This window comes from Qipengyuania sp. SS22, from assembly GCF_025736935.1.
Lineage (GTDB): Bacteria > Pseudomonadota > Alphaproteobacteria > Sphingomonadales > Sphingomonadaceae > Qipengyuania.
On record NZ_CP107048.1, the window covers coordinates 779,880 to 791,879 of the forward strand.

14 protein-coding genes are annotated in these 12,000 nt (G+C 63.5%); 4 read left to right on the forward strand and 10 right to left on the reverse strand.

Annotated elements, in window-relative coordinates; all coding sequences use genetic code 11:
* Positions 1–126 precede the first annotated feature (126 nt).
* Positions 127–555 (forward strand): PaaI family thioesterase, encoded by a 429-nt coding sequence (locus N6L26_RS03785; protein WP_263606713.1) that lies wholly within the window; start codon positions 127–129, stop codon positions 553–555.
* Entirely contained in the window at positions 552–1,679 is a 1,128-nt protein-coding gene (locus N6L26_RS03790) for an epoxide hydrolase family protein (RefSeq protein WP_263606714.1), read from the forward strand. Before N6L26_RS03785 ends, N6L26_RS03790 begins: the two co-directional genes overlap by 4 nt.
* Before the next feature lie 100 nt (positions 1,680–1,779).
* On the opposite strand, the gene N6L26_RS03795 is transcribed toward N6L26_RS03790, so the two are convergent.
* The 8 genes from N6L26_RS03795 to miaA form a co-directional block, all read right to left on the reverse strand.
* Positions 1,780–2,928 (reverse strand): alpha-hydroxy acid oxidase, encoded by a 1,149-nt coding sequence (locus N6L26_RS03795; protein ID WP_263606715.1) that lies wholly within the window; start codon positions 2,926–2,928, stop codon positions 1,780–1,782.
* Positions 2,929–2,971: 43 nt separating this feature from the next.
* Positions 2,972–3,616, reverse strand: a complete 645-nt coding sequence (locus tag N6L26_RS03800; protein WP_263606716.1) for a YceI family protein — start codon at positions 3,614–3,616, stop codon at positions 2,972–2,974.
* Between the two features lie 80 nt (positions 3,617–3,696).
* Positions 3,697–4,296: a DUF6151 family protein gene (locus tag N6L26_RS03805; protein WP_263606717.1), complete on the reverse strand. Its 600-nt coding sequence runs from the start codon at positions 4,294–4,296 to the stop codon at positions 3,697–3,699.
* A gap of 35 nt (positions 4,297–4,331) precedes the next feature.
* Positions 4,332–5,366, reverse strand: coding sequence for a ketol-acid reductoisomerase (ilvC, locus tag N6L26_RS03810; RefSeq protein ID WP_263606718.1), 1,035 nt, complete (start codon positions 5,364–5,366; stop codon positions 4,332–4,334).
* Between the two features lie 108 nt (positions 5,367–5,474).
* Complete coding sequence (ilvN, locus tag N6L26_RS03815) at positions 5,475–5,990, reverse strand: acetolactate synthase small subunit (protein ID WP_263606719.1); 516 nt, start codon at positions 5,988–5,990, stop codon at positions 5,475–5,477.
* A complete protein-coding gene (locus N6L26_RS03820) occupies positions 5,987–6,280 on the reverse strand; it encodes a hypothetical protein (RefSeq protein WP_263606720.1) in 294 nt (97 codons plus the stop codon). Before N6L26_RS03820 ends, ilvN begins: the two co-directional genes overlap by 4 nt.
* A gap of 5 nt (positions 6,281–6,285) precedes the next feature.
* Entirely contained in the window at positions 6,286–8,037 is a 1,752-nt protein-coding gene (gene ilvB, locus N6L26_RS03825) for a biosynthetic-type acetolactate synthase large subunit (RefSeq protein ID WP_263606721.1), read from the reverse strand.
* A 107-nt stretch (positions 8,038–8,144) separates the two neighbouring features.
* Positions 8,145–9,098 (reverse strand): tRNA (adenosine(37)-N6)-dimethylallyltransferase MiaA, encoded by a 954-nt coding sequence (gene miaA, locus N6L26_RS03830; protein ID WP_263606722.1) that lies wholly within the window; start codon positions 9,096–9,098, stop codon positions 8,145–8,147.
* 19 nt (positions 9,099–9,117) lie between these two features.
* On the opposite strand from miaA, the gene serB reads away from it, so the two are divergent.
* Both serB and N6L26_RS03840 read left to right on the forward strand, forming a co-directional pair.
* Positions 9,118–9,987 carry a phosphoserine phosphatase SerB gene (gene serB / locus N6L26_RS03835; RefSeq protein WP_263606723.1) on the forward strand — a complete coding sequence of 290 codons (870 nt, stop codon included), beginning with the start codon at positions 9,118–9,120 and terminating at the stop codon, positions 9,985–9,987.
* Positions 9,988–10,043: 56 nt separating this feature from the next.
* Positions 10,044–10,892, forward strand: a complete 849-nt coding sequence (locus tag N6L26_RS03840; protein WP_263606724.1) for a Coq4 family protein — start codon at positions 10,044–10,046, stop codon at positions 10,890–10,892.
* A gap of 2 nt (positions 10,893–10,894) precedes the next feature.
* Here N6L26_RS03840 and N6L26_RS03845 read toward each other — a convergent pair whose 3' ends face one another.
* Together N6L26_RS03845 and N6L26_RS03850 are read right to left on the reverse strand one after the other, a co-directional pair.
* Positions 10,895–11,566 carry a nitroreductase family protein gene (locus N6L26_RS03845; protein WP_263606725.1) on the reverse strand — a complete coding sequence of 224 codons (672 nt, stop codon included), beginning with the start codon at positions 11,564–11,566 and terminating at the stop codon, positions 10,895–10,897.
* Positions 11,567–11,592: 26 nt separating this feature from the next.
* Positions 11,593–12,000: a DUF3052 domain-containing protein gene (locus N6L26_RS03850; RefSeq protein WP_263606726.1), complete on the reverse strand. Its 408-nt coding sequence runs from the start codon at positions 11,998–12,000 to the stop codon at positions 11,593–11,595.

The window sequence follows — 12,000 nt, forward strand, 5'->3', positions numbered from 1 at the left end:
TAAGTCGCAGGGTCAGGCCGAGTGCAATGCGCATGGCGATTGCTATGCGAAAGCCAGACAGGGTTGTAAAGCAAAACAGTCTTGGGCATCGCAAGAAATTATATTTCACGCTGCGCAGGAGAGAGCATGGCCGAGGGGCATTCGCTGAACGAAACTTTGGGGCTGATACGGGTCGTATCGACCGACGCGGAGGGCCACGCGAGCCTGGAGTACGAGGCGAAGCGCGAGCAATGCCATTCGGGCGGCGTGGTACAGGGCGGCTTCATCAGTGGATGGATCGATGCGGCGATGGCGCATGCGGCCATGGCGAAGAACGGGCCGGGCATCGTACCGATGACACTGGAGCTCAAGGTCAGCTATTTCGCCCCGACGAGGCCCGGGCTGGTCGTGGCCGAAGCGTGGGTCGAGCGGCATGGCAAGCGCACGAGCTTCTACGAAGGGCATCTCAAGGATGCGGAAGGAACCGTGCTGGCCAAAGCGACGAGCACGATCCTGCTGGCGGATATGAGCCGGGTGGTGGCCGCTTCGAAGAAAGCGACGGGCGAGCAGGCATGACCGCGATCCGCCCGTTCGAACTTGCCATTCCCGAAGACCAGCTGGTGGCGCTTGCTGACCGGCTCGACCGCACCCGCTGGCCCGAAGAAGAACCGGTTGACGGCTGGTCGCAGGGCACACGGCTTGCAGCGCTCAAGGAACTGGTGGCTCATTGGCGGATCGAATACGACTGGCGGCGCTGCGAGGCGCGTCTCAACTCGCTTGGCCAGTTTGTCACCGAGATCGACGGGCTCGATATCCACTTCCTCCACAAGCGCTCGTCGCGCGAGGATGCGCTGCCGCTGATCATCACGCATGGCTGGCCGGGTTCGGTGGTCGAATTCCTCGGCGTGATCGACGAATTGGTCGAGCCTTCGGATCCGGCGGTGCCCGCCTTCCACGTCGTTGCGCCATCGCTGCCGGGTTACGGTTTTTCCGGCAAGCCGGGGCAGACGGGCTGGGGGGTCGAGCGTATCGCGCGCGCCTGGACGGAGCTGATGCAACGGCTCGGTTACGGGCACTGGGTGGCGCAAGGGGGCGATTGGGGTGCTGCGGTGACCACCGCCATCGGCCAGCTTGCGCCCGACGGGTGCCGCGGCATCCATCTCAACATGCCCATCGGTCGTCCCGGATCCGACGATATGCAGAGCAAGGACCCAAAGGTGCTCAAGGCGCTGCAGCGCCTGGGGTTCTACCAGCAATGGGATTCGGGTTATTCGAAGCAGCAGAGCACGCGTCCGCAAACGATCGGCTATTCGCTGGTCGATTCCCCGGTCGGCCTCGCTGCGTGGATCCTCGAGAAAATCTATTTCTGGACCGACAATGACGGTTCGCCGTGGGATGTCCTGTCGATGGACCAGGTGATCGACGACATCATGCTCTATTGGCTACCCGCGACCGGCGCGTCGGCGGCGCGGCTGTATTGGGAGAGCTTCGGTAGTTTCGGTGAAGGTATCGTCGCGATCCCGGCAGGTGCCAGCGCGTTTCCCGGAGAGATACTCCCCGCACCGCGGGAATGGACGGAGCGCACGCTGACCAAGCTGGTCTATTGGAACGAGGTCGAGCGCGGCGGGCACTTCGCCGCATGGGAGCAGCCCGAGCTGTTCGTGCAGGAATTGCGCGCCTGCTTCGCGAAAATGACCTAGGTTCTGAACTCTGTCATTGCGAGGAGCCGAAGGCGACGCGGCAATCCAGCCATCTCGTCACTGGATTGCTTCGCTGCGCTCGCAATGACTGGGTGAGTGCTTACCGCCAGCGCAGCCGATCGACGGTCAGCTGGTCGATCAATGTCACGCCCATCAGCCGCATGCCGCGTTCGATTTCTTCCTTGAGGATACCGATCGCGCGTTCGACGCCCTGCTGTCCTGCGGCGGCAAGCGCATAGAGATAGAGCCGTCCACCCGAGGCCGCAGTGGCGCCCGCTGCGAGGCCCTTAAGTGCATGCGTCCCACGCCGGACGCCGCCATCGAGAACGATCTCGATCTCGCCGCCCACCGCATCGACGATCTCGCGCAGTTGGTCGAAGGGTGCGCGGCTGCCATCGAGCTGGCGGCCGCCATGGTTGGAAATCCAGATCGCATCGGCGCCGATCGCGACTGCGCGGCGCGCGTCGGCGGCGCTCATCACGCCCTTCAGCGCGAAAGTCCCGCCCCAGTCCTGCCGGATACGCGCGGCGGTGTCCCAATCCATGTTCGTATCGAGCATGGTGTTGAAATAGTCCTGGATGCTGACCGATTTCCCGCTGCCTTCCTGCACATGCCCATCGAGATTGGGCAGGCGGAACTTCGGCCCGAACACATAATCGAGCGTCCAGCGCGGGCGCGTGGCGTAACTCCACAGCGAAGAAGCGCTGAAGCGGGGCGGGGTGGTGAAGCCCGACCGCAGGCACCGCTCGCGCTTGCCCGAAACGATCGTGTCGACTGTCAGCGCCAGCGCATCGAATTGTGCTTCGCGGCAGCGCTCGATCATCGAGGCGTTCAGCCCCTTGTCCTTGTGGACATAGAGCTGGAACAGCTTCGGGCCGCTGGTGAGCGCGGCAATTTCCTCGATCGAATGGGTCGCGAGGCTGGAGATGCCGAACCAGATGCCAAACTTCTCCGCGGCCCGCGCAACCGCTCGCTCGCCATCCCTGTGAAAGGCTCGCTGCAGCGCAGTCGGGCTGAGCATCAGTGGTAACGCGCTGCGGCGCCCCATGATCGTGCAACTGCTGTCGATTTCGCCGACTCCCCCCAGCACATCGGGGACGAGGTCGACCTCGTCGAAGGCGCTCGTGTTGCGCGTCTTTGTGATCTCGTCATCGGCAGCACCGTCGATATAGTCGAACACCGGCCACGGCAGCCGTTGCCGCGCCAGGCGGCGGAAATCATCGATATTATGGCAGTCTGACAAGCGCATGCGGCGGACCGTGGCCGCTCGTCATGCGCTTGTCGAGAGCACTTTATTCGCGTTCGAAAGCCGCGCTGATCTCGAGGTCGACCATCGAGTCGACCAGCGGCGCGGCATAGCTGATGCCCCATGCCGTGCGGTCGATCTGCGCGCGGGCGTGGAAGCCGACGGTCTGCGCCTTGTTCATCGGGTTTTCGCCAGCCCCGGCAAATTCGACCAGCATGGTGACCGGACCGGTCTCGCCGTTCATCGTCAGCTGGCCGGTCGCGATGGCGGTGGTGTCGCTCGCGCGGCGGACCGAGGTGGAAACGAAGCGCGCCGCGTCGGGTTCGGGGCCGAAGAAGTCGGGTGCGCTGCCCTCCTTGCCCGGACGCAGCAGATGGTCGCGCAGCCCTTCGCTAGGCACCGAGACGCTGGTGATGGGTACGGTGATGTCGAACTCGGTCGCCTCGATATTGGCGGGGTCGAGCGTCATCGTACCTTCGATCTGGCCGAACAGCCCGAAGTAATCGTTGAAGCCGAAATGGCCGACCTGCCAGCTGACCAGCGTATGCGAGGCGTCGAGCGTATAGCTGCCGGCCTGGACCCGGCTGACATCGGGTGCGCCGGGAACCTGCGGCTGCTCCTGCGCAGAAATGGCGGTGACGGCGAGCGTTCCGCTGGCGGCGAGCGCGATGGTAAGGATCGATTTCGTCATGGTCGGCCTCCTGTTGATACTCAGTCCAGAATGATCGTCGGCAAACGCCCGTTCCCGCGCGCGCGGCGCCCGAGCTTGCGCTACGAGAGTGCGAGGCGCTGTTCGGCTGTGAGCCGCCGCGGCTTGGCGACCGGTTGCAAGGTCTTGGGGTCGAACAGCGGAGTGCGGCGGCGATCCCCCGATACGTAATCCTTTACCATGCGCACCAGAAAACGCCGCATCAGCGTGGCCATCGACAGTGGCTTCAGCCCCTCTGTCGAACCCGTGACATCCTCGAGAAACAGATGTCCAAGTGGTGGGCCAAGACGTTCACAGCCCGCTGCGTCGCAATTGGCGAGAACGGTCGTGAGGTAAGGTATCCGCCCGGTGGCATAGGTGTTGAACATCGGCGTGTCGCAACAGATCGCATACCAGCGCAGCGTCGGCTTGTCGGTCAGGTGCACACAGGCCAGACGCTCGCTACCCCGCTCGAATTCGAGCCGTGCGCAGCGCGACTGATAAAGCGCCGTGCCCCCGGCATCGTCGAGAATGCAGTCGGCGACGCCGAGAAAGACGGTGAGGGCCTGGCAATCCTTGCAATGGCAGACGACATGGTCGCCCTGATCGGGTGTCGCGCGGTGGATCGCTCCCGCGATCGTCCCGCAGGCGCATGCAAAGCTCAGTCGGTTGTCAGCATCCATCGGCGAGTCCCCTCGACGGATGCCGACACTAACGGTCAGTTCCGGTCTTTGTCGACCAGCTTGTTGGCACCGATCCAGGGCATCATCGCGCGCAGCTGGGCACCGGTCTGTTCGATCGGGTGCGCGGCGGCGGCCTTGCGACTGGCCTTGAGCTCGGGCTGGCCGGCCTGGTTGTCGAGCACGAAATCCTTCACGAACCGACCCGACTGGATGTCCTTCAGCACGCGCTTCATCTCGGCCTTGGTCTCGTCGGTGATGATCCGCGGACCGGTCTTGATGTCGCCATATTCGGCGGTGTTGGAGATCGAATAGCGCATATTGGCGATGCCGCCTTCATACAGCAGGTCGACGATAAGCTTGGTTTCGTGGAGGCATTCGAAATAGGCCATTTCGGGCGCATATCCGGCCTCGACCAGCGTTTCGAACCCGGCCTGGATCAGATGGGTGATCCCGCCGCACAGCACCGCCTGCTCGCCGAACAGATCGGTTTCGCATTCTTCCTTGAAGTCAGTTTCGATGATGCCCGACCGGCCACCGCCAACCGCGCTGGCATAGGACAGCGCGAGCTGCTTGGCGAAGCCATTGCCGCCCGACTGACTGCTTTCCTGGTGGATGGCGATGAGACAGGGAACGCCGCCGCCCTTGATGTATTCGCCGCGGACGGTGTGGCCTGGGCCCTTGGGCGCAATCATGATCACGTCGACATCGGCAGGCGCGTCGATCAGACCGAAATGGATGTTGAGGCCATGCGCGAAGGCGAGCGCCGAGCCGGGCTTCATCTGGCCTGCGACTTCATTAGCATAGATCGCCGCCTGGTGCTCGTCGGGCGCGAGGATCATTAGCACATCGGCCCATCCGGCGGCCTCAGCAACGGTCTTCACGGTGAAGCCTGCATCGGCGGCTTTCTTGGCGCTGGCCGAGCCTTCGCGCAGCGCCACGGCGATCTCGCCGACCCCGCTGTCGCGCAGGTTCTGGGCATGGGCATGGCCCTGGCTGCCATAGCCGACGATCGCGACCTTCTTGTCCTTGATCAGCTGCTGGTCGCAATCGGCGTCGTAATAAACTTGCATCTCAATCCCTCGTGTTGCCCCTGCGGTGACAGGGGCCCAGATAAACTCGCCCGCTGGCGATAGGTTGGATAGGCTCCTGCCTGCGCAGAAGCGACGAAATTCTCTCGGTCAGTCGGGCTGGGGCCCGCGCATCATGCCCACGATGCCCGAGCGACCGACCTCGACCAGGCCGAGCTCGCGCATCAGGACGATGAAGCTGTCGATCTTGTCGGGCGAGCCGGTCAGTTCGAACACGAAACTGCTGGTCGTGGTATCGACCACATTGGCGCGGAACAGTTCCGCGATCCGCAGTGCCTCGACCCGGTCGTCGCCCTTGCCGGCAACCTTGACCAGCGCCAGCTCGCGCTCGACATGCTCGCCGCTCTCGGTGAGATCGATGACCTTGTGGACGGGCACCAGCCGCTCGAGCTGTGCACGGATCTGATCGATCACCGGCTCGGGGCCGCGCGTCACGATGGTGATGCGGCTGATCGCGTGATCTACGGAGATATCGGCCACGGTCAGGCTGTCGATATTGTAGCCACGCGCGGTGAACATGCCGGTGATCTTGGCGAGAATACCCGGTTCGTTATCGACGATGACATTGAGGACGTGGCGCTCGTTCGCCTCCTGGGTGATCTTCATCGCGCGCGATCCTGCCACACGGGTTCGAACATCCGGCCATCGCCGTCATATTCGGCCAGGAACACGCGGCCCATGCGCACTGCCTCGAAATTCTCGGTCTGCCGCGTCAGGTCGAGCCGGTCGGACAATAGCGTCCAGTTCCCGTCGTCCTGTTTCTGCGCGACATCCATGCCGACGAAGCGGTGGCCATTGTCTTCAAGCCAGTCGAGCAGGCGTTCCGCATCCGCGCGTGAAAACCAGCTGCGGCGCTCGGCGCGCGTTTCGAAGCCCTGCGGAATTGTCGCCATCATGCCCATCACACCAATGCCTTCGCTTCGTCGTCCATCGTGCCGCCCACCTGGTCGCCATAGAGCAGCATTTCGGTATGTGCCGCACCGCTCGGGATCATCGGGAAGCAGTTCGCTTCCTTCGCCACCATGCAATCGACCATGACCGGCCCGTCATGCGCGAGCATCGCTTCGATCCCGGCGTCGAGCTGGCTTTCGTCCTCGATCCGGATGCCCTTCCAGCCGTAAGCTTCGGCCAGCTTTACGAAATCGGGCAGGCTGTCCGAATAGCTGTTCGAATAGCGGCTTTCATAGGTCAGTTCCTGCCACTGGCGGACCATGCCCATATACTCGTTGTTGAGGATGAAGACCTTGACCGGCAGGCGGTACTGGCTGGCGGTGCCGAGTTCCTGGATGTTCATCTGGATGCTGGCCTCGCCCGCGATGTCGATCACGAGGCTGTCGGGATTGCCCAATTGCGCGCCGATCGCGGCGGGCAGACCATAGCCCATCGTCCCCAGACCGCCGCTGGTGAGCCATTTGTTCGGCCCGAAGAACCGGAAATACTGCGCCGCCCACATCTGGTGCTGGCCGACTTCGGTTGTAATGATCGGATCGCGATCCTGCGTCAGCGCGAATAGCCGCTCGATACTCTTCTGCGGCATGATCAGATCGCTGCCGCGCTCGGGATAGGCAAGGCAGTCGCGCGCCTTCCAGCCGAGGATACGGGCGTTCCATTCGGACAGATCACGCGGTTTGCGCCCGCCCCAGGCTTCGAGCATCTGCTCGAGCACATGCGCGCAATCGCCGACTATGCCGAGATCGACGGGGACGATCTTATTGATGCTCGCACGGTCGATATCGATGTGGATCATCTTGGCTTCTGGTGCGAAGGCATCGAGCCGCCCGGTCACCCGGTCGTCGAAACGCGCTCCGATGGCAATGATCAGATCGGCGCGGTTCATCGCCATATTGGCTTCGTAGGTGCCGTGCATGCCCAGCATGCCGAGCCAGTCGGGATGGTCGGCAGGAAATGCGCCGAGGCCCATCAGCGTGCTGGTAACGGGCGCGCCGGTGGCATGCTGCAGGCGGCGCAACATTTCGGTCGCTTGCGGGCCGGCATTGATCACGCCGCCGCCGGTATAGAACACCGGGCGTTCTGCCGCAGCGAGCATGTCGATGGCTTCGGCGATCTCGTCCGCTGCGCCGACCATCCGCGGTTGATAGCGGTGCGAGGGGAGGGGGGTGTCGTCCTGTTCGTCCCAACTGGCCAAGGCTATCTGGACGTCCTTGGGAATGTCGACCACCACGGGGCCGGGACGGCCCGTGGTGGCAATGCGGAAGGCTTCCTCGATCGTCGCCTGCAGGCGCTCGGGGTCCTTCACGAGGTAATTGTGCTTGGTGCAGTGACGGGTGAGGCCGACCGTATCCGCTTCCTGGAACGCGTCGGTTCCGATCAGCGCCGTGGGGACCTGCCCGGTGATCACTACCAGCGGGATCGAATCCATATAGGCATCGGCAATACCGGTGACCGCATTGGTCGCACCCGGTCCGCTGGTGACAAGCACCACGCCGGGCTTGCCGGTCGAGCGGGCATAGCCTTCGGCGGCATGCGCCGCGCCAGCTTCGTGGCGCACGAGGATGTGACGGATGCCGTCATCGGCGAACAGTTCGTCATAGATCGGCAGTACTGCGCCGCCGGGATAGCCGAAGACGAATTCGACATCCTGCCGTTTGAGGCATTCAATCAGGATTGCAGCGCCGCTGCGCTCGGTATTCACACTAACCTCCGGCCCGTTTCCGGTGTTTACGAGACACAAATCGACCCGGCGCTGGGGTCTGTAGCGCCGGGCCGACAGGCTCCCAATAGGGACCTTGAATTGCGTGGTCAACCGCCATTATGAAAGAATGAAACAAAATTATCGGTCTCAACAATAGTTTTGTTATCCATGCGCGGCCAGGCCCGTGGTGGCTGGTTGCGGAACCACGTATATTGCCGCTTGGCATACTGGCGGGTCGCGGTCTGGCCAGCGGCGATAGCTTGAGCGCGCGATAGTTCGCCTTGGAGCATGCCTGTGATCTCGCGTACGCCGATCGCGCGCATCACTGGGAGGTCGGGATCGAGGCTGCGCGCAAGCATGGCTTCGACCTCGTCGATCGCGCCCGCGTCCAGCATGCGTTCGAACCGCAGGTCGCAGCGCGCATTCAACCAGTCGCGATCGGGCAGCAGGATGAGCGGATGCAGTGCGATCTCGTCGGCAATCCCGCCGGTCTTGTGCGCCTGCCAGTCCGTCAGCGTCCGACCGGTCGATCGCACCACTTCGAGCGCGCGGGTCGTGCGCGTCGCATCGGCGGGGGCGAGGCGGGTAGCAGCTTCGGGATCCTCGCTTTCAAGCGCGGCGCGCGCATTGGCTTGGGGCAAGGCGCGCACGGCCTCGCGAATTTCGGGGTCGATCTCCGGCACCGGCGCGATCCCTTCGAGCAGCGTGCGCAGATAAAGGCCGGTACCCCCGCACAGGATCGGGACATCCCCTGCGCCATGAACCTCGCCGATCGCCTGTTTCGCCGCCGCGGCCCAATCGGCAGCCGAGCACGCTTCTGCCCCGTCCCAGGTGCCGAACAATCGGTGCTCAATACCGCCTATCTCATCAATGGTCGGACGCGCGGAAAGGATCGTGAGGTCGCGATAGACCTGCTGGCTATCGGCATTGACAATGACCCCGCGCCTCCCGGCACGCGCCAGCCGCTGTGCCAGTTCGACCGCGAGATGGCTCTTGCCGCTCGCGGTCGGCCCTGCAATGAGCGCGACCGGCTTTTTCTCGGGAGGGTTCAAGGTGCTCATAGCGCGGCTGATAGCAGACATGGAGGAGGTGGAAACACGCCTCGATGCGGCAATGCAGGCTTGCGCTGCAGCGGATATGCCGGTGGCGATGGCGGGATTGCTCGATTTCTGTGGCGATGTGCTCCAGCTCTCGCTCCCGCATGGCGATTGTGCGCAGCTTACCGCAATCCTCGTCGAGCACTTCGGCGAATGCGACCTCCTTGTGGCGGATCATGAGATCGAGATCCCGCGGCTGTTCGTTTCCGACATGGATTCGACAATGATCGGCCAGGAATGCATCGACGAGCTCGCCGACTATGCCGGGATCAAGGAGCAGGTCGCGGCGATCACCGAGCGCGCGATGCAGGGTGAACTCGATTTCACCAGCGCGCTGAAAGAGCGGGTGGGGCTGCTGGAAGGCCTCGAGGAAAGCGCCATCAACCTTTGCCTACGCGAACGGATTCGCCCCGTCGAAGGTGCCCGCACGCTGGCCGCGACCTTGCGCAGCAAGGGCTGCCGGACCGTGCTGGTCACCGGCGGCTTCCATCATTTCGCCGATCCGGTGGCACAGGATCTCGGCTTCGAACGCGTGGTGGGCAATCGCCTTGGCGTGGCGGGTGGCAAGTTGACCGGCCTGCTTGCCGGACCGGTCAGCGATGCCTCGACCAAGCTGGCAACGCTGGAGGACGAGCGGACCGGACTCGGCGAGGGCGCGCGTGTGCTGGCAACCGGCGATGGCGCGAACGATATCCCCATGCTGGAAGCAGCCGACTACGGGATTGCCTATCGCGCCAAGCCCAAGGCGCGCGATGCCGCCAATGGCCGGATCGCCAGCGCCAGCCTGACCCCCATCCTCAAACTGTTCGGTATTCCCGAAAGCGAGTGGGTCGAGGAATTCAACCCGTCATAGGCGTGGCGAGCATTTCCAATTGTAGGGGGTCGGTTTCCGTTAAGGACCAATCCGATATGAACAGACCCATGACCACCAGCGCCTTTAATTCCGCCGATCTGGATGCCGCCCGCGACGGCACGCCGCTGCGGCACCCGCGCCGCCCCAAGGCTCGCTACCGGCCGCTTACGGCGGTGAAGCACTTCCGTCGGCTGCTCAAGGACAAGGAAAACACCGCTGAGGTCTTCAAGATCTACGACGCGCTTCCCTCCGCCAAATTCCTGCCCCGCGTTCGCGCGCTGACGCTGAGCCCGCATGGCGAGGCGTTGCGCGCAAGCGAACCCTTCCTGCCGTCGATCCTCGACGATCACGAGGCGCTGCGCCGCCTCCCCGGAGGTTCGGTCGCGCAGGCCTATTGCGATTTCATGGAGCGCGAAGGTCTCTCCGCTGCCGGGCTGGTCGAGGAATCGAACAAGACCGGCCGTCCCAGCTATGACGATCTGGTCCAGTGGTTCGGTTATCGCCAGCGCGATACGCACGATCTGATGCATGTGTTGACCGGCTATGGCCGCGATGCGCTGGGCGAACAGTGCGTGTTGCTGTTCACCCATGGCCAGGCACCGAGCCAGGGACACTTGCTGCTCGGCTATGCGGGTTCGTTCCATCTGAAGCAGCAGGTTAAAAGCGCGGCGCCGATCCTGAAGGCGGTACGCCAGGCCCATCGTACCGGCGCCGCCTGTCCCACACTCGTTGGCCTGTCGATCCGCGAGCTACTGACCAAGGACCTCGAAGAAGCGCGGGCCGAACTGAACATTCCCGAGCCGCATTGGTATCGGGAATGCCACCGCGTCTGGCGTGCGGAGGGGTTCGATCCCTACGATTTGTTAGCGCAGCAGTCCGAGCGTGAGATGGCGGCAGCGGCCTGAAATCACAGCCAGCTCGAAATCTGTTTCAGAGGTTTCTTGCTTAGCGCATGCGCGGGGACGGTGGCGCCTTCCTCGGGGTGTCCGACCACCACCACCATCAACGGCTTTTCATGATCGGGCCGACCGCAGAGCTTGCGCAGGAACCCCATGGGCGAGGGCGTGTGCGTTAGTGTGGCTAGCCCCGCTTCATTCAGCGTCGCAATCAGCATGCCGCAGGCGATTCCGACGCTTTCGTTGACGTAATAGTTCTGCGTGATGCCGTCCTCCTCGATCCCGCCCTTTCGCTGAGCGAAGACCACGATCAGCCAGGGGGCGGTTTCGAGAAAAGGCTTGTCCGCGTCGGTCCCGAGCGGGGCCAGCGCGTCGAGCCATTCGCCGCTCGCCTTGCCGGCATAGAAATTGCGTTCCTCGGTTTCAGCCGCGTCACGGATCGCGCGTTTCTTGTCGGGTGATGAGACGACTGCGAAATGCCAGGGCTGGTGGTTCGCGCCATTGGGCGCACTGCCGGCGGCCTCGATCGCGGCCTCGATAATTTCGCGGGGGACCGGCCGGTCCGAGAAATAACGACAGCTGCGACGCTGGCCAAGCCGGTCGCGCAGGGCCCGGGCGCGGGCGATGCGGTCCTCGTTGGGCAGGTCGGGAAGCGAATAGGGGACGGTGTCGTGGTCGCGCATGGGCCATGTTCTAGCCCAAACGGGGATCAGCGCAATTCCTTGCGGATGACCAGCTTGAGACCCGACCAGATGTCATCCACCGCGCAGACCTTGGTATCGACGAGGCCCAGCGGTATCGCAATTTCGCGGATAGTATCCTCGGTGATGTCGGTCTGCAGGTTCGCCGCCTGTTTGGGCCAGCTGACCCAGACATGCCCGTCGCGCGCCATGTGATCGCGCAGCGTCACCAGCTTTGCTTCCAGCTGCGTCCGTTCGGTAACGAAGATATGCGCAGCGTCCGGGCCTTCCTCCGGGCCGCGGACGAAGGTCAGCTCGAGCGCGTATTCACCGATATCGTCCTGGATATCTTCGGGCATCCCATCGAACCATACCCTTTGCTCGTCGCGCAGGCTGAGTTTTTTCGCCAGCGGCGTGTCGGAATAGCCTGCTGCCAC